Source organism: Shinella sedimenti (assembly GCF_022601905.1).
Classification (GTDB): domain Bacteria; phylum Pseudomonadota; class Alphaproteobacteria; order Rhizobiales; family Rhizobiaceae; genus Shinella; species Shinella sedimenti.
The window spans coordinates 751,337-769,009 of sequence record NZ_JAKVIN010000001.1 but is presented as its reverse complement, the minus strand read 5'-3'; the positions used below and the strand labels follow the sequence as shown (position 1 = coordinate 769,009).

General features: G+C 63.9%; 15 protein-coding genes. 6 read left to right on the top strand and 9 right to left on the bottom strand.

Annotated elements, in window-relative coordinates; genetic code table 11:
* Positions 1 to 36 precede the first annotated feature (36 nt).
* Positions 37 to 705 (bottom strand): phosphoribosylglycinamide formyltransferase, encoded by a 669-nt coding sequence (gene purN / locus MKI86_RS03885; protein WP_241597512.1) that lies wholly within the window; start codon positions 703 to 705, stop codon positions 37 to 39.
* Complete coding sequence (gene purM / locus MKI86_RS03880) at positions 702 to 1,775, bottom strand: phosphoribosylformylglycinamidine cyclo-ligase (protein WP_241597509.1); 1,074 nt, start codon at positions 1,773 to 1,775, stop codon at positions 702 to 704. The genes purN and purM overlap by 4 nt, the downstream gene beginning before the upstream one ends.
* 248 nt (positions 1,776 to 2,023) lie before the next feature.
* Here purM and MKI86_RS03875 point away from each other — a divergent pair, with 248 nt between their 5' ends.
* The 5 genes from MKI86_RS03875 to MKI86_RS03855 all read left to right on the top strand — a co-directional run bounded on the left by MKI86_RS03875 (position 2,024) and on the right by MKI86_RS03855 (position 8,341).
* Positions 2,024 to 3,160: an AI-2E family transporter gene (locus MKI86_RS03875; RefSeq protein ID WP_241597506.1), complete on the top strand. Its 1,137-nt coding sequence runs from the start codon at positions 2,024 to 2,026 to the stop codon at positions 3,158 to 3,160.
* 22 nt (positions 3,161 to 3,182) lie between these two features.
* On the top strand, positions 3,183 to 3,896 hold the full coding sequence (gene hdaA / locus MKI86_RS03870; protein ID WP_241597503.1) for a DnaA regulatory inactivator HdaA: 714 nt from the start codon (positions 3,183 to 3,185) through the stop codon (positions 3,894 to 3,896).
* A 126-nt stretch (positions 3,897 to 4,022) separates the two neighbouring features.
* On the top strand, positions 4,023 to 6,215 hold the full coding sequence (locus MKI86_RS03865; RefSeq protein WP_241597871.1) for an RNA degradosome polyphosphate kinase: 2,193 nt from the start codon (positions 4,023 to 4,025) through the stop codon (positions 6,213 to 6,215).
* A 12-nt stretch (positions 6,216 to 6,227) separates the two neighbouring features.
* Positions 6,228 to 7,748 (top strand): exopolyphosphatase, encoded by a 1,521-nt coding sequence (gene ppx / locus MKI86_RS03860; protein WP_241597500.1) that lies wholly within the window; start codon positions 6,228 to 6,230, stop codon positions 7,746 to 7,748.
* Positions 7,749 to 7,756: 8 nt separating this feature from the next.
* Entirely contained in the window at positions 7,757 to 8,341 is a 585-nt protein-coding gene (locus MKI86_RS03855) for a DUF922 domain-containing Zn-dependent protease (protein ID WP_241597497.1), read from the top strand.
* Positions 8,342 to 8,424: 83 nt separating this feature from the next.
* Here MKI86_RS03855 and MKI86_RS03850 read toward each other — a convergent pair whose 3' ends face one another.
* Positions 8,425 to 9,783, bottom strand: a complete 1,359-nt coding sequence (locus MKI86_RS03850; protein WP_241597494.1) for an esterase-like activity of phytase family protein — start codon at positions 9,781 to 9,783, stop codon at positions 8,425 to 8,427.
* Positions 9,784 to 9,944: 161 nt separating this feature from the next.
* On the bottom strand, positions 9,945 to 10,865 hold the full coding sequence (locus MKI86_RS03845; RefSeq protein ID WP_241597491.1) for an AraC family transcriptional regulator: 921 nt from the start codon (positions 10,863 to 10,865) through the stop codon (positions 9,945 to 9,947).
* Between MKI86_RS03845 and MKI86_RS03840 the strand changes: the two genes are divergently transcribed.
* Positions 10,852 to 11,259 carry a DUF2000 family protein gene (locus MKI86_RS03840; protein ID WP_241597488.1) on the top strand — a complete coding sequence of 136 codons (408 nt, stop codon included), beginning with the start codon at positions 10,852 to 10,854 and terminating at the stop codon, positions 11,257 to 11,259. The two genes, MKI86_RS03845 and MKI86_RS03840, sit on opposite strands and share 14 nt — an antisense overlap.
* A gap of 3 nt (positions 11,260 to 11,262) precedes the next feature.
* Here the strand turns inward: MKI86_RS03840 and rnd are convergent, their stop codons facing one another.
* The 5 genes from rnd to MKI86_RS03815 all read right to left on the bottom strand — a co-directional run bounded on the left by rnd (position 11,263) and on the right by MKI86_RS03815 (position 17,651).
* Positions 11,263 to 12,408, bottom strand: coding sequence for a ribonuclease D (gene rnd / locus MKI86_RS03835; RefSeq protein ID WP_241597868.1), 1,146 nt, complete (start codon positions 12,406 to 12,408; stop codon positions 11,263 to 11,265).
* Positions 12,409 to 12,517: 109 nt separating this feature from the next.
* Positions 12,518 to 13,909: a multicopper oxidase family protein gene (locus MKI86_RS03830; RefSeq protein WP_241597865.1), complete on the bottom strand. Its 1,392-nt coding sequence runs from the start codon at positions 13,907 to 13,909 to the stop codon at positions 12,518 to 12,520.
* 77 nt (positions 13,910 to 13,986) lie between these two features.
* Positions 13,987 to 15,228 (bottom strand): MFS transporter, encoded by a 1,242-nt coding sequence (locus MKI86_RS03825; protein ID WP_241597485.1) that lies wholly within the window; start codon positions 15,226 to 15,228, stop codon positions 13,987 to 13,989.
* A gap of 127 nt (positions 15,229 to 15,355) precedes the next feature.
* The gene (locus MKI86_RS03820; protein WP_241597484.1) at positions 15,356 to 15,730 is read right to left on the bottom strand and encodes a response regulator; all 375 of its coding nucleotides are present in this window, start codon (positions 15,728 to 15,730) and stop codon (positions 15,356 to 15,358) included.
* Positions 15,699 to 17,651, bottom strand: a complete 1,953-nt coding sequence (locus tag MKI86_RS03815) for a sensor histidine kinase (RefSeq protein ID WP_241597464.1) — start codon at positions 17,649 to 17,651, stop codon at positions 15,699 to 15,701. The genes MKI86_RS03820 and MKI86_RS03815 overlap by 32 nt, the downstream gene beginning before the upstream one ends.
* Between the last annotated feature and the right edge of the window lie 22 nt (positions 17,652 to 17,673).

Here is a 17,673-nt window from a genome sequence, read left to right as displayed (position 1 = left end):
TCGTGGGGGAGATGCCGGCAGGGCGGAGGGGTATCCCTAAACCGTCGCCGGCGAAATGAGATGCGCGCCTTCGATTTGCGGCAGGTCGCCGGATGTCACGGTCTTGCCGCCCTCCATGCGCACCTTGCCCTCCGCCACGAGCCGCAGCGCCAGCGGATAGCTCCGGTGCTCGACCGTCAGCACGCGGGCGGCCAGCGTATCGGCGGTATCGGCCGGCAGCACCGGCACGGCGGCCTGAACGATCACCGGACCTTCATCCATGCCCTCAGTCACGAAATGCACCGTGCAGCCGGCAAGGCGCATGCCCGCATCAATGGCGCGCTGGTGCGTGTTGAGGCCCGGAAAGAGCGGCAGCAGCGACGGGTGGATATTGAGGATGCGGCCTTCATAGCGGTTGATGAAGGTGCCGGAGAGCAGGCGCATATAGCCGGCAAGGCAGATGAGATCGGGCGCAAGCGCCTCGAGCGCCGCAAGGATTGCCGCCTCGTGGGCCTCCTTGTCGGCATAGTCCCTGCGCAGGAAGGTATGCGTTGCAATGCCGAGCGCTTCGGCCTTGGCAAGCCCGCCGGCATCCGCCTTGTCGGAGAAGACAGCGACGATCTCGGCCGGGAAATCCGCCGCTTCCGCCGCCTTTGCCAGCGCCAGCATGTTGGAGCCGCCGCCGGAAATGAAGGCGACGACGCGCTTGCGGGCAGGGGGCGTCATAGGGCGAGCGTGCCCTTGTAGATCGTGCCGGCGGCACCCTCTTCACGGCCGACCATGCGGCCGAGGCGGAAGACGGTCTCGCCTTCGGCGGAAAGCACGGCTGAAACGGCATCGGCCTTGTCGGCCGGCACGACGGCGATCATGCCGACGCCGCAGTTGAAGGTGCGCAGCATTTCATGGGCTTCCACACCGCCGGTGCGGGCAAGCCAGGAGAAAACGGCCGGCGCCTTGACGGCATCGAGGTCGATCTCGGCGGCAAGGTGCTTGGGCAGCACGCGCGGAATGTTTTCCGGGAAGCCGCCCCCGGTGATATGGGCCAGCGCCTTGATGGAGCCGGACTCGCGGATCGCCTTGAGAAGCGGCTTCACATAGATCTTCGTCGGTGTGAGCAGCGCTTCGCCGAGCGTCTTGTCGGCGTCGAAGGGGGCGGCCGCATCCCAGGCGAGGCCGGAGAGCGAAACGATCTTGCGCACCAGCGAATAGCCGTTGGAATGCACGCCGGAGGAGGCGAGGCCGAGGATGACGTCGCCTTCGGCAATGTCGCCGGCCGGCAGCAACTGGCCGCGCTCGGCCGCACCCACGGCAAAGCCCGCGAGGTCGTAGTCGCCGTGCGAATACATGCCCGGCATTTCGGCGGTCTCGCCGCCGATCAGCGCGCAGCCGGCCTGGCGGCAGCCTTCCGCGATGCCCTGCACGATGGCCGCACCCTGATCGGGATCGAGCTTGCCGGTGGCGAAGTAGTCGAGGAAGAAGAGCGGTTCGGCGCCCTGCACCACGAGATCGTTGACGCACATGGCGACAAGGTCGATGCCGACAGTGTCGTGGCGGTCGGCGTCGATGGCGATCTTCAGCTTGGTGCCCACACCGTCATTGGCCGCCACGAGGACCGGATCCGTGAAGCCGGCGGCCTTGAGATCGAACAGGCCGCCGAAGCCGCCGATCTCGCCATCCGCGCCCGGGCGGCGCGTCGAGCGCACGGCCGGCTTGATCTTCTCGACCATCAGGTTGCCGGCATCGATATCGACACCTGCATCGCTATAGGTCAGACCGTTCTTCTCCGACTGGCTCATGCTCTCGTCTCCGGGTTCAGGCTGTTCGCGCCCGATTGGCATGATGGGACGGCAAGTGCAAGTCGAATGCCGGGAAAACCGGGCTTTTTTCACCGATTTGCCCACTCCTGTGACCGGAAGAATTCCCGAGCGATATGGGGAAATCGAGGAAAACGCCTTGCCGGTTCCACTTATAGCCGCCGAGCCTTGACGTTTCTCCGGCCCGCATCCTATCTGCTGATATAAAGGCAAACACGGGAAGAGGCGCGATGGCGGCCCATATCAGCGGCGCGGGACTGAAGCGGCAGGTGATCTTCTGGATCATCGCGCTCATCGTCTTCGTGATCTTCCTCCTCATTTTCAGCGATATCCTACTGCCCTTCATCGCGGGCATGGCGCTGGCCTACTTCCTTGATCCGGTCGCCGACCGGCTGGAGCGGCTTGGCCTCAGCCGCATGATGGCGACGGTGCTCATCCTCTTCGCCTTCGTCGTGCTGTTCGCGCTGTCGCTGATGATCATCATCCCGCTTCTGGCAACACAGGCCGCCGATTTCCTGGAAAAGCTGCCCACCTACGTCACCCAGCTCCAGCAGCTCGTGGCGAGCTTCAACCCCGATCTGCTGCCCAGCTGGATCAGCAGCCAGATGGACACGATCAAGCAGAGCTTCTCTTCCATTCTGGCGGAAGGCGCGGGTTTCCTCGGCACGGTCTTCAAGCAGCTGTGGAACTCCGGCATGGCGCTAGTCAACATCGTCTCGCTGCTGGTCATCACGCCCGTCGTCGCCTTCTATATGCTGCTCGACTGGGACCGCATGATCGACAAGGTGGACAGCTGCGTACCCCGTGACCATGTCGCCGATGTCCGCCAGATCGCGTCCGAAATGGATGCGGCGATTGCCGGCTTCGTGCGCGGGCAGGGCTCCATCTGCATTATCCTCGGCCTTTACTACGGTGTCGGCCTGTCCTTCGCCGGCCTGAATTTCGGTCTGCTGATCGGCCTTTTCGCCGGCATCATCAGCTTCATTCCCTATGTCGGTTCGCTGGTCGGTCTGGTGCTGGCCATCGGCGTGGCGGTCGTGCAGTTCTGGCCCGATTACTGGATGATCGCGCTCATCGCCGGCATCTTCTTCTCCGGCCAGTTCATCGAGGGCAATATCCTCCAGCCGAAGCTCGTGGGCTCGCGGGTCGGGCTGCACCCGGTCTGGCTGATGTTCGCGCTGGTCGCCTTCGGCGCGCTGTTCGGCTTCGTCGGGCTGATGATCGCCGTGCCGGCGGCGGCTGCCGTGGGCGTGCTTGTCCGCTTCGGCCTCAACCGTTACCTTGACAGCGACCTCTATTACGGCAGCAAGAAGCCCATTCTCCTGGAGGAGAGCCTGCCGCAGGAAAGCCTGCCGCGCGGTGAATGAGACAGAGTACCCGGGTAGACGCATGACCTCGCGCAAGACCGCCGAACAGTTGCCGCTGGCCTTCGGGCACGATCCCGCAACGGGACGGGACGACCTGCTGGTCGCCGGTCCCGTCGATGCGGCCGTCGCCATGATCGATGCCTGGCCGCACTGGCCCGCGCCCGTCGTCGTCATCGCCGGACCCGTCGGCTCGGGAAAATCCCATCTCGCCGCGATCTGGCGCGAGCGGACCGGCGCGCGCCTCATCGAGGCGATGCCCGGAACCGGCGCCGAACAGGCGGCCGAACAGGGGCCGGTCCTCATCGAGGATGCCGACCGCGCCGGCTTCGACGACCGCACCCTGTTCCACATCATCAACAATGTGCGCCAGCACGGCCACACCCTGCTCATCACATCGAGGCTTTGGCCGATGTCCTGGGTAGTCGAGCTGCCGGACCTGCGCTCGCGCCTGAAGGCGGCGACCGTGGTGGAGATCGGCGAGCCCGATGACGAACTCCTGTCGCAGGTCATCGTCAAGCTCTTCGCCGACCGCCAGCTCTTCGTCGATGACAGGCTCGTCGCCTATATCGTGGCGCGCATGGAGCGCTCGCTGGAGGCAGCCCAGACGCTGGTGGACCGGCTGGACCGGCTGGCCCTTGCCCGCGGCAGCCGCATCACGCGCCAGCTGGCGCAGGAAGTGCTGGGCGAGATGGTGGGCGCCGGTGAATTTCCCGATGAAGCCCACTCTGTGGATTGACTGTCACAGTTCTGTCGTCAAACTGCTCTAAGCGCTTCGCGTTAAAGCAGAAATCGTTTCCGCCGCAAAGACGGGGGACGCGGCGGCCAAGGGACGGAACCTTTCATGGATACAGCGACTTCCGACATGTCGGGCGACAAGCCCGTCGAGCAGGCGCAGCCGGAGGGCGCGCGCGTCGATGTCGAAGCGCTGATGGCGAGCCCGGAGCGCTTCATCAACCGTGAATTCTCCTGGCTCCAGTTCAACCGTCGTGTTCTCGAGGAAACGCTGAACACCGCCCATCCGCTGCTAGAGCGCGTGCGCTTCCTGTCGATCTCGGCGGCCAATCTCGACGAGTTCTTCATGGTGCGCGTCGCCGGCCTGGAAGGTCAGGTGCGGCAGGGCATCGCCATCCGCAGCCCCGACGGCAAGACCTCGGCCGAACAGCTCGACGACATCCTGAAGGAGATCGACAATCTCCAGATGGAGCAGCAGGCCTCGCTTGCCGTGCTCCAGCAATATCTCGCCAAGGAAGACATCCGCATTGTGCGCCCGGTGGCACTGACGAGCGACGACAAGGCCTGGCTCCAGCAGGAGTTCAACCAGTCGATCTTCCCGGTGCTGACCCCGCTGTCGATCGATCCGGCGCACCCGTTCCCGTTCATCCCCAACCTCGGCTTTTCCATCGGCCTCCAGCTGGAAAGCACGATGGGCAAGGAGCCGATGACGGCGCTGTTGCGCCTGCCGGTCGCGCTCGACCGCTTCATCCGCCTGCCGGATGCCGAGGGTGCCATCCGCTACATCACGCTGGAGGATGTCGTCGGCCTGTTCATCGGACGGCTCTTCCCGGGCTACATCGTGCGCGGCTCGGGCACGTTCCGCATCATCAGAGACAGCGATATCGAGGTGGAGGAAGAGGCGGAAGATCTGGTACGCTTCTTCGAGACCGCGCTCAAGCGACGCCGCCGCGGGTCGGTGATCCGCATCGAAACCGACTCGGAAATGCCGGAATCACTGCGCCGCTTCGTCGTCGGCGAACTCAACGTGCCGGATAACCGCGTCGCCGTTCTGCCGGGCCTGCTTGCCCTCAACACGCTGTCGGAGATCGCCAAGGCTCCGCGCAACGACCTGAGGTTCGAGCCCTACAATGCGCGATTTCCCGAACGCGTCCGAGAGCACGCCGGAGACTGCTTCGCCGCCATCCGCGAAAAGGACATGGTCGTCCACCACCCCTACGAAAGCTTCGACGTGGTGGTCCAGTTCCTTCTCCAGGCTGCGCGCGATCCTGACGTTCTGGCGATAAAGCAGACGCTCTACCGTACCTCCAACGACAGCCCCATCGTGCGCGCGCTGATCGATGCGGCGGAGGCCGGCAAGTCGGTAACGGCGCTGGTCGAGCTCAAGGCCCGCTTCGACGAGGAGGCCAACATCCGCTGGGCGCGCGATCTGGAGCGCGCCGGCGTGCAGGTCGTCTTCGGCTTCATCGAACTCAAGACCCACGCCAAGATGTCGATGGTGGTGCGGCGCGAGGAGAACCGGCTTCGCACCTATTGCCACCTCGGCACGGGCAACTATCACCCGATCACGGCGAAAATCTATACGGACCTGTCCTTCTTCAGCTGCAACCCGACCATCGCCAACGACATGGCGAACATCTTCAACTTCATCACCGGCTACGGCGAGCCCGAGGCCGGCATGAAGCTCGCCTTCTCGCCCTATACGCTGCGCCCGCGCATCCTGCGTCACATCGACGAAGAGATCGCGCATGCCAAGAACGGTGCGCCGGCGGCGATCTGGATGAAGATGAATTCTCTTGTGGATCCCGACATCATCGACGCGCTTTACCGCGCCAGCCAGGCAGGCGTGGAAGTGGATCTGGTGGTGCGCGGCATCTGCTGCCTGCGCCCGCAGGTGCCGGGGCTCTCGGACAACATCCACGTCAAGTCCATCGTCGGTCGCTTCCTGGAGCATTCCCGCATCTTCTGCTTCGGCAATGGCCACGGGCTTCCATCCGACAAGGCGCTGGTCTATATAGGCTCCGCGGATATGATGCCGCGCAACCTGGACCGGCGGGTCGAGACACTCGTGCCTCTGATCAACCGGACGGTGCATGAGCAGGTACTCTCGCAGATCATGCTGGGCAATCTTATCGATAACCAGCAGAGCTACGAGATTCTTCCCGACGGAACGTCCCGGCGCATGGAAGTGCAGCCCGGCGCCGAACCGTTCAATGCTCAGCACTACTTCATGACCAACCCCAGCCTCTCCGGCCGGGGCGAGGCCCTGAAGTCCTCGGCACCGAAGGCGATCGCGGGCTGGCAAGGGCGCCGCAAGAAGTAAAACTGGATATGCATGGTCGAATCTGAAGCCCAGGGGCGTTTGCCTGGAATTGCCCCGGTCTCGGTCGTGGATATCGGTTCCAACTCGATTCGTCTTGTCATCTACGAGGGTATGAGCCGGTCGCCGGCCACGCTCTTCAACGAGAAGGTCATGTGCGGCCTCGGCAAGGGGCTTGCCCGGACCGGCCGCATGGACCAGGCGAGCGTCGACCGCGCTCTGGCAGCTCTTCATCGTTTCAAGGCGCTTTCCGCGCAGGCCCGCGCCACCACCATGTTCGCGCTTGCGACGGCGGCGGCGCGCGAGGCCGAAAACGGCCCCGATTTCATTCATCAGGCGGAGATGATCCTCGGCCAGAAGGTGCGCGTGCTGACCGGCGAGGAGGAGGCCTATTTCTCCGCGCTCGGCATCGTCAGCGGCTTCCATGACCCCGACGGCATCGTCGGCGATCTCGGTGGCGGCTCGCTGGAGCTGATCGATGTCGCGGGCGGCGCGATCGGCAAGGGCATTACGCTTCCGCTCGGCGGCATCCGGCTGTCGGAAGCCTCCGGCGGCTCGCCCGCACAGGCGCGCATCGTGGCCCGCAAGTTCCTGCGCACCGCCAATCCGTTGAAGAAGGGAGCGGGCCGCGCCTTCTATGCCGTGGGCGGCACCTGGCGCGCCATCGGTGCCCTGCACATGGAAGTGCAGAACTATCCGCTCCACATGATCCAGGGCTACGAACTGAACTTTTCCGACGCCATGGATTTCCTGACCGACATCGTCACGGCCAAGGACCAGAAGGACCCGGCCTATGCGGCGATCTCCAAGAGCCGCCGCAACCTGCTTCCTTTCGGCGCCGTCGCGCTTCAGGAGACGATCGCGATCATGAAGCCATCGCGGGTCTTCTTTTCCGCGCAGGGCGTGCGCGAGGGCTATCTCTATTCGCTGCTGCCCGAACGCGAGAAGGCACGCGATCCGCTGCTGGCCGCCGCCGGCGAACTCGCCATCCTGCGCGCCCGCTCGCCCGAACATGCCCGCGAACTTGCCGAATGGACAGGCCGCGCGATGCCGCTGTTCGGCATCACCGAGACGGACGAGGAGCGGCGCTATCGCGAGGCCGCCTGCCTGCTTGCCGATATCAGCTGGCGCGCCCATCCTGATTACCGCGGCCTTCAGGCGCTGAACCTCATCGCGCACGGCACCTTCATCGGCATCACCCATCCCGGCCGCGCCTTCATTGCGCTCACGAACTACTATCGCTTCGAGGGCCTGAACGACGATACGGTCAGCAGTTCGCTCGCCTCCATCGCCACGCCGCGCCTGCGCGAACTCGCCAAGCTGGTGGGCGGTCTCCTGCGTGTCGTCTATCCGTTTTCGGCGTCCATGCCGGGTGTCGTTCCGCATCTGGCCTTCCGCACGTCGAGCATGTCCGATGTCGATCTCGAGCTGGTCGTGCCTCCTGAGCATGCGGAACTGGCCGGCGAACGGCTCGATGCCCGCCTCCAGCAGCTTGCGCGGCTCACCGGCAAGAAGCTTGCCTATCGTTTCCTGTGAGGCAGACCATGCGCGTGACGGGCTTTCTCATCGGCCTTTTTCTTGCCACCGGCGCCATGGCGCAGGACTGGCAGGCGGTGGAGCGTGTCGAACCCTATTCGGTGCAGGGCACGACGGGCCTCGACATCTATCGCTCCATCGGCGAGCGCGGCCCCAAGCTCGGTGTGGCCCGCGTCATAGCCCATACCGGATTCAAGCTGACCTGGACGCGCAAATACGAGCGGCAGGGCAATGCCTGCGTCATCACGGTCAACAAGCCGAAGCTCATCATCACCTACACGTTGCCGCAGCTGAAGACCAAGCTCTCCGAACCGATGAAGAGCCGCTGGGACACCTTCATCGCCGGCGTGACCGCGCATGAGAAAATCCATGGCGACTTCATCAAGGACATGGTGAATGAGATCGAGGCGATGAGCGTGGGCATGCGCGTCGAGGACGATCCGAACTGCAAGAAGATCCGTCCCGCGCTCCAGGCCCGGCTTGGCGAGCTCTCGCAAGCCCAGCGCGCGCGCAGCCGCGATTTCGACAACGTCGAAATGAGCGAGGGCGGCAATGTCCACCAGCTGATCCTGCAGTTTGTCGATCCGCGGTAACAAACTGCATTGACCTTTCCGGTTGAATGATGGCCAGGCCTTTTAAGCCTTCTCCCCGCAAGCGGGGAGAAGGCTGATGTGGCTTACTCCGCCTTCAAAAACGCGCCCGCTTCCAGCAGCACGAATTCGTTGTCGTCGGCCTTGTCGAGCGCGCGGCCGGCGGAGAAGGGCAGGTTGTTGTCGTTGCCGACGATGATGTGGGTGTCGTCCACGCGGTCGACATTCTCGATGGTGACGAACGGCATGTCGTAGAAGCCGTCGCCGCCGCCCTGGCGCTTTTTGTTGTCGGGATCGGCGATCTTCAGAAGGTCGATATAGCCGATCTTGCGCACGGCCTTGCCGGCGTTGTCGTCCGTCATGGATATCTTGTAGATGCGCTTGACCTTTGAGGGCGTGGCGAAGCAGTCCGGCTTCGGGTCCTTCGCATCGGCGCAGGCCTTGTCGGCGGTACCCGCACCGTTATCGCGCTCGATCACCAGTGCCGTCGTCTCGTCCAGCATGTTAAAGTCGCCGATGGCCTCGCCGCCTTCGGCAAGTGGATAGAGCCAGCTGCGGCCCGTCCAGGCCTTGGACGCGACGTCGAGCTCGATGATGCGCAGAGCCGGGCGACCTTCGGCCTTCTCGACATTGGCATTGTCTAGCCAGATCGGGCCTTCCAGCAGGCCGTAGAGCTTCGAGCCGTCCTTCGAAAGGGCCAGGCCTTCATAGCCGCCGGAGCGCTTGAGGTTGAAGGCCGGCATCGCCTTGGACGGATCGGCCTGCACGGCAAGCGTCGGATTGTCGGGCGAAGCCACCGGCTTGCCGTCGACCTCGGTGGCGATGACGTCGGTCAGTCGGCCCTCACGGTCGAATTTCAGAATGTACGGGCCGAATTCCTCACCGACCCAGAAACCGTCGGCGACGGGCTGGATGGATTCGACATCGAAATCGGCGCCCGTGAGGTAGCGCTTGGCCGCACCCTCCATGACGATCGGGAAGGGCGCCTTCTTGTCCGGGTCGGACAGGAAGAGCGTCGTGATCGGCTCCATCGTGCCCTTGTCCCAGTCGAAGCGCACATGATGCAGCATCAGCATGGCGTCGGACGAGTTCAGCTTGGTGCCGAAACCGTTGTCCGACAGCGTCCAGAACGTGCCGTCCTCCATGGCCTTGATGCCGGAGAAGCCCTGCATTGGCTGTCCTGCGAAGGGCAGTGCAAGGCCGGTCTCGCGCACGCCGTCCTTGCCCATGACAGTGCCGGGCGCATCGCTACGCTTGCGGTCGGCGGTGGTGAACTTGCCGGAGGTCTTGAGATAATCGGCCGCGTCATCGGGGGCGGCGAGGATCGTGTCGGCCGGAAGGATCGCATGCGCCTTCAGCGTGGCGGTAAATTCGGTCTCCGCGGCGAGCGCGGTCGTGGTCATCAGCAGCGCAAGGGCAGCGGTGGTGAAAAGGTGTCTGGTCATCGTTATCCCCGTGGGTTTGCAAAGCGACGCCAGTTGATAGGCAGCGTGCATGACCGCTGCTTGACAGTTGCTTGTCGCTTTCGTGACGGGGGTGTGGATTAGAGCATTTCCGGCCGAAGCGGCATCGCTTCGGCGTGGGATAATGCGATGAAAACAATGCGCTAGCGGCCGCGCCCTGCGGAAAGCGCGGCGAAGCGTCCGGGCGTCATGCCGTGCGCTTTCTTGAAGTGGCGGCTGAGATGGGCCTGATCGGCAAAGCCGCTGGCGAAGGCGGCTTCCGCGAGGCTTTCGCCGGCAGTGATCAGAGCGCGCGCGCATTCCAGCCGGCGCATGACGAGATAGCGGTGCGGGCTGGTGCCGAGCACTCGGCGGAACTGCCGGGCAAGCGCAAAGCGGTCGAGGCCGGTCACCTCTTCGAGGTCTTGAGCGCTGACCTGCCGGACGATGTTTTCCCGCAGGAAGGCGCAGGCTCTCAGGACCTCCGGCTGCGCAAGCCGTTCCGACCGTGCCTGCGGCGCACCGGCATGGTCGAGCAGCGCGATGGCAATCTCCGCCATGAGCTCGTCGAACTTCAGCTGTTCGAACGCTTCGCCCATGCTGCCGAAGGCCTCGAGCAGCAGCCGCGCCAGCCCGACATCGTCGACGACGGGGCTTGCCACGAAGGGCAGGGCGCGCCCGCGTTCAGCCGTCGCCGGCAGGAACCGCTCCGGCGGGATATACATCATGCGGTAGGTCAGCCCGTCATCGGTGCCGGCCGCGCCGTCGTGCAGTTCGTCGGGATGCAGCACGATGACATTGCCGGGCGGGCTGAACCGCGACGCGCCGCGATAGCGGAAGGTCTGGATGCCGGCCATGGTGACGCCCAGCGCATAGGTATCGTGCCGGTGCAGGTCGAAGCCCTTGCCGCGGAACCGGGCCTCGATCCGCTCGATGCCGGCAAGCTCGGGCGCGACGACGATGCGGTCCTTGTCCCTGTCCGTGCACGAACGTTCAAGCGGGCCCTCGACCGCGCCTGCTATCGCATTGTCTGCGGAATGGTCCGCAGCCTTTTCCCGGGAGTATATCCGAATGTTCGATACCAAGTTCGCCGTCGTGCTGCGCGAGGATCTGGAGGTGTGGCAGAAGCTCAATGTCACCGCGTTCCTGTCGAGCGGCATCATCGGCCAGAAGCCGGAACTGATCGGCGAAGCTTATCGCGATGCGGCCGGCCATGTCTATAACGCGCTCAGCGTGCAGCCGATCATCGTGCTGTCGGCCGACGGCGCGACGCTTTCAAAGATCCATGCCCGCGCGCTTGAACGTGCGTTGCCCGCATCCGTCTATATCGAGGAGATGTTCTCGACCGGCCATGACGCCGCCAATCGTGCGGTCTTCGCGACGTTCCGTCCTGACGATGCCAAGATCGTCGGCATCGCGATGCATGCCGACAAGAAGACCGTGGATCGCATCACCAAGGGCGCCAGGCTTCACGCATGAAGCTTAAAGCTCGACGGCCTCGATCTTCTTGTCGACGAAGCGCAGCGCGACCTTGCCGCCGATAAGGTTGAGCGCGGTCTCGCCGAAGAGTTCGCGGCGCCAGCCGGAAAGGGCGGCGACTTCGGCCGCCTCGCCCTCGATGGCGATCTTTTCGAGATCGTCGGAATTGGCGATGATCTTGGCCGCGACGCCTTCTTTTTCGGAGACGATCTTGAGCAGCACCTTCAGCATTTCGCTGGCGGAGGCTGCGCCCTCGGGAACATGGTTCTGGCGCGGCAGACGGGGCAGGTCGGTCTTCGGGATGGCAAGCGCCTCGCCGATGGCCTCGAGAAGGGCGGCACCCGACTGCGAGCGCTCCCAGCCCTTGGGAATGGTGCGCAGGCGGGCCAGCGCCTCGGCGTCGGCCGGCTGCTGCTGCGCGATCTCGTAGATCGTGTCGTCCTTGAGGATGCGCGAGCGCGGCACATTGCGGCTGCGCGCCTCGCGTTCGCGCCAGGCGGCCACCTTCTGCAGAACGGCCAGCTCCACCGGCTTCTTGACGCGCATCTTGAGGCGGCGCCAGGCGTCATCAGGGTGCAGGTCGTAGGTCTCGCGTGATTCCAGCACGGCCATTTCTTCCGTCAGCCACAGCGAGCGGCCCGCTTCCTCCAGCTTCTCCTTGAGTGCCAGATAGACGTCGCGCAGGTGGGTGACGTCGGCCAGCGCATATTCGAGCTGCTTGTCGGTCAGCGGCCGGCGGCTCCAATCGGTGAAGCGCGAGGACTTGTCGATATGCACGCCCTTGATCTTCTGCACGAGCTGGTCATAGGACACGCTGTCGCCGAAGCCGCAGACCATGGCCGCGACCTGCGTATCGAAGATCGGATGCGGCAGCAGGTTGCCGCGGTTGAAGATGATCTCGATGTCCTGCCTTGCTGCGTGGAACACCTTCAGCACATCAGGGTTGGCCATCAGCTCGAAGAAGGGCGCAAGGTCCAGACCCTTGGCCAGCGGATCGACGATGACCTCGATCTCCGGCCCGGCGAGCTGGATGAGGCAAAGTTCCGGCCAGAACGTCGTTTCCCGCAGGAACTCCGTGTCGATCGTCAGATACTCGGAACGGGCGAGCGTCTCACAGGCGTCGCGAAGGGCTGCGGTTGTCTCGATGATCTGCATAAGGACTTGGCCGGCTTTCTCGATTTTTTGGATCGGGCAGCTTTAGACGTTCCACGGTTTTGCCACAATCGAAAATTTCGGGTTAAAGCGGCGGTGCCACGCCTTACGTCACCCGCACATAGCTCGTCATGCCGGTCTTCTGGTGCTCGATGATGTGGCAATGGAAGACCCAGTCGCCGGGATTGTCGGCCACGAGTGCCAGCTGCACCTTCTCGTCCGGCAGGATGAGATAGGTGTCGGAGAAATGCGGGCGAAACGCCTGCTTGTTGGAGTTCATCGGCTTGAAGACGAGGCCGTGCAGGTGGAGCGGGTGCACCTGCGGCGTCGGGTTTTCGACATTGAAGATATAGGTCCTGCCCGCCTTCATCTCGGCGAGCGGCGCGGTCGGGTCGCCGCTGTCATCGGCCCAAGGCACCTTGTTGATGGCCCAGAAATTGTAGCCGAGCGATCCGCAGATACCGTCCTTCGGACGCTCCTCCGCTGAGGCCGACAGGATGAACGGGATTTCCGTCGCCGCCGAAAGGTCGGGTTCGGAGAGGGGATTGGCGGCGAGCGCCGGCAGATCCTGGAGATTGCGTTTCAGCGAGGCGCCGGTGGCGCGGAAGGTGACGAGCGTGGCGGGCTTCGTGCCGCGCAGGTCCATCAGCGCGGCAACTGCGCCCTCGCTGTCGGGCATGCGCAGCGCAAGGTCCAGTCGCTGGCCGGGGCCGATCATCAGGTGATCGAGCTTGAAACGGTCTGCCGTGGGATTGCCGTCCGCGGCGATCACGAGCGCTTCGGCGCCATCCACATTCAGGGTCAGGATGCGGGTGACGTCGGTGGCGGCGATGCGCAGCCGCACGAGCCCACCCGCCGGCGCATCGTATTGTGGTGTCTGGCGCCAGTTGGCGGTGCGCACCGTGCCGAAGGTGCCGGCGCGCGCAGCGTCGCGCGGCTTGAACTGCGCGATGAACTGCCCGTCGCCGCCCAGCCGCCAGTCACGCAGATTGAGCACGATCTCGGCGTCGAAGACCGGGTCGGTCGGGTCCTCGACCACGATCACGCCGGCGAGGCCGCGGCCCATCTGTTCCAGCGTGTTGCAATGGGGGTGATACCAGAAGGTGCCGGCATCGGGCGGCGTGAAGGCATAGTCGAAACCGTCGCCGCCATAGACATAGGGCTGCGTGAGGAAGGGCACGCCGTCCATCCTGTTGTCGATGCGCAGACCGTGCCAGTGCACCGTGGTCGGCTCGTCCAGCCCGTTTTCGAGGCGCAGCGCGAATGGCAAGCCGCGGCGCATGCGCAACACCGGCGGCACCTCGGCGTCGCCATAGGTCATGGCCGCCCTGGTCGGCCCCTTGTCGGTGATGAGCGCATCGGTGCGTCGGGTGAGGAGCGTCGTTGCGGCCTTCGCACTTGCCGGTTTGCCAAGCTGGCCGGCAAGGCTCATTCCGCCGGCATAGGCACCCGCGACGAGTGCGCCCTTCATCAGCGTGCGACGTGTCAGCATGGCAATCCCTCCGGTGCGTTGCCTGCTTCTAAACCTGACTTGCGCGCTCATCAATAAGCGGTGCGAGACCAGATTGCCGCAGCTCAGCGCTTTTCGCGGCGCTCCTTCTCCGGTGCGGCCAGCTTGTTGAAGAAGAAGGAGGTGCGCAGCAGGTTGCGGAAGCGGCTGCGGCGTGCGCCCGTCGGTACTCCGGGCCGTGCGCTCATGCGCAGGGCCGTATAGCCCATAAAGGCGAAGAGGATGATGGCGGTATAGAGGAAGAGCGCCTGCGGTCCGAAGAACTGGAGCAGCACGGAGGCGAAGAGCGGCCCGATGATCGCCCCGCAGGACCAGAAGAACAGCATGCCGGCCGAAACCAGCGCATGCTCGCCTTCCCCGGCATGATCGTTGGCGTGGGCAGAGCAGAGCGAATAGAGCGGCATGGCAAAGGCACCGAAGACAAAGATGCCGACGAGGTTCTTCCATTCGTTGCCGCCGGCAAAGAAGGCGAGATAGAGCGCGGCGAGCGTTGAGCCGAACGTGGCGACGAGAATGATCAGGCGCCGGTCGAGCCTGTCGGAATAGATGCCGAGCGGATATTGCAGCACGACCCCGCCGACGATGCCCGCGCTCATGAAGCTCGCGATGGCCGTCACCGAAAGCCCGATGTCGTGGGCATAGATCGGCCCGAGATTGCGGAAGGCCGCATTGGTCAGGCCCACGACGATACAGCCGACGGTGGCGAGCGGCGAGATGTTCCACAGCTTCTTCACGTCGAAGCGGATCGCCTCCGGCACGGTGGGGCTGGAGCGGTCGGCAAGCGAGATCGGCACCAGCGACAGCGACAGTGCCATGGCGATGAAGGCGAAAATCTCGAAACCGCCGATGCCGAAGCCGGGAATGACGTATTGCGCGGCTGTCACCGAGCCGAGGTCGACCAGGCGGTAGACGGAGAGCGTGCGCGCCCGGTTGGCATTGGTGACGGAGGCGTTCAGCCAGCTTTCGACGGTGGCGAAGAGGCTGGCGAAGCAGATCCCGGCGACCAGCCGCATGGCGAACCAGAAGATGGGATCGATCACCAGCACCATGGCGATGGCCGAGGCCGACGCGATGGCCGCCATGGCGGAGAAGGTGCGGATATGACCGATGGCCCGCAGCACGCGCGTCACGTAGATGCAGCCGATGGCAAAGCCGATGCTGTAGCCCGCGCCGACGATGCCGATCACCGACGTCGAGAAGCCCTCATTGGCCGCGCGCAACGCGATGAACGTGCCCTGCAGCCCGTTGCCGCCGATCAGGATACCGGCGGTGACGAGAAGTGGAATCAGGGGGCGAATCGTGGACATGCGCCCACTATGGCGAAGCTTTTACGGAAAGGCAGGCGGGAAAGCGAAACGGGTGCGCAAATCGGTGAATGCGTGGGGGCCACAACCAGGATTGCCCCCGAAATGGGGCCAACGCCCAAAACCCCCTTCAGCCCAGCAGCTCGGCCATCACGCGCAGATGGTCGGATTCCAGCGGCTTTTCGAAATAGCTCTTGACGAAATCGTATTGCATGGCCCGTTCGCGGTCCTTGCCGAGATGCGAGCTGGTGAGCATCGCGACGACGGGGGCGTGGACCTCGAATTCCTGCGCATAGCGGTCGAGGAACTCGAAACCGTTCATCACGGGCATGTTGATGTCGAGGATGATGGCATCCGGCGTGTCGCCGCGCAGCACATCGAGTGCTTCGGCGCCGTCGAAGGCCTTGAGCACGCGGATGGCCGAGTCGTATTTGCGAATCGTGTATTCGCAGATGAACTGATCGTTCTCGTCGTCATCGACGACCAGGATCGATTGGATTTTCATGTGTTTCCTCGACGGGCAGCTCAATGATGAACCGGCTTCCCTTGTCTCTTGCTTCGTAGAGCGCAGTGCCGCCAAGCGATTCTGCGCTTTTCCTCAATATATAAAGGCCCAGCCCGCTGCCGAAGGATCGGTTTGGGTGCAGCCGTTTGAACATCCTGAACAACAAATGGCGGCTGGCGGGCGGAACGCCCAGGCCGTTGTCCTCTACCGATAGCCGTATCCCGCCGGCGGAGCGGAGGGCGCGGATATCGATCCTCGGCTGCGCCTCCTGCGGATCGTGATACTTGATCGCGTTGGACAGCATGTTGCCGACGATGACGTCGAACTTCGATGGATTGCTGATAATTGTCAATTCTGCGGCAATGTGATTTTCGATGCGGATGCGCCTGAACTCTTCCAGATGGGAGAGAGAATCGATGGCATCGGAGACCGCTGCACGAAGAGAGATGGTGCTCTTTTCCTCTTCCATCAGGCGGTTGCGCGTGATGGTGATGATGTTCTGGATGAGGTGGTCGAGCCGGCCGAAATTCTTCTCCATGCGCTGGAGTGTCTGTGCGAGTCCCTTGAGATCGCCGTCCGCCAGCATCATGCGCGAAATCTTGAGCAGGCCCATGGAGGAGGCGATCGGCGAACGCAGGTCGTGCGAGGTGCGATAGGCAAATTCCTCGAGCTCTGTATTGGCGTCGATCAGTGCGTGCTCGCTCTCCTTGCGCTCGGAAATATCGCGCACGATGCCGCTATAGATCGTCGCGCCGTTGAGATCGATGCGGGCGACGGCAAGATCGAGCGGGAAGATCTCGCCGCTCTGGCGCCGGCCTTCCACCTCGCGGCCGATGCCGATGACCTTGGCCTCACCGCTGCGCTGGTAGTTGGAGATATAACGGTCGTGGTCGCGGTGATAGGGATCGGGCATCAGCATCTTCACGTTCTGGCCGATCATGTCGTCGGAACCGTAGCCGAAGATGCGGGTGCATGCCGCGTTGACCTTGAGGATGATGCCGCGGTCGTCGATCAGGATGATGCCGTCGACCGCGTTGTCGATGACGGCGGCAAGCCGCGCGCGGCTTTCGGCAAGGTCGTCGGCCATGCGGCGCGCCCGGCGCGATGAAAAATAGAGATGTGCCACCAGCCCGCCGTAAAGCACGCCGGAGATCACGATGAGCGAGGTGAGCGTGGAGCGCCCATTGCCGGTATCCGCGGTAAACGTGATGCCGAAGGCGGTCTCATAGCGGGCCAGCTCGTAGTAGGCCATCGCCAGCAGCACGAGATAGGTCGAAAGGCCCAGAATGCTGGCGAGCGTCGAGCGGTGGTAGCCGGTTTCCTCGGTGTCGACGAAAACGATCGACATGCCGAGCGCGATGAAACAGCTGGCGCTTGGAATGGACATGCGCGTGAAGCGGATCCAGTCATGGGCGATATCGAGCGCGATCGCATAGCCGACAAGGGCAGCAGCGGCGATGATGATGGCCGAGAGCCCGAGCAGGACCTGTACTGTGTCGGTCTTCCGCCTGATGATGCGCAGCAGGAGCGCGAGGCTCACGAGAATGAAGCAGAGGGCCGTGTTCGGTGCGATGCGGCCCGGCCGGCTCGTTCCGATGTCCATGAAGGGCGTGTTCAGGAGCGTGTCGATGCCGACGTCGATCGCAAGGACGTGCTGCGACAGGGCCAGCACACCATAGATCAGGACCACCAGCAGCAGGAGCGTCGGCAGGGTCCGCAGACCGCGCGCCGACAGGAGCAGGGCGGCCCCCGTCATGACGGCCGCAAGAGCCGCATTGAACTTCATGCCGAAAAGGAAGGGCAGGTGGCCGGCGAGATCGACCGGCTCCATGAGCCAGAACGTCATCATGCCGATGCCCACGACAAGGCACCAGATGCCCGCCGCAAGGTTCGCCCGTTGCCAGGACCACTGCCAGTTCAATCGTTCCCCCAGACACGGCTCT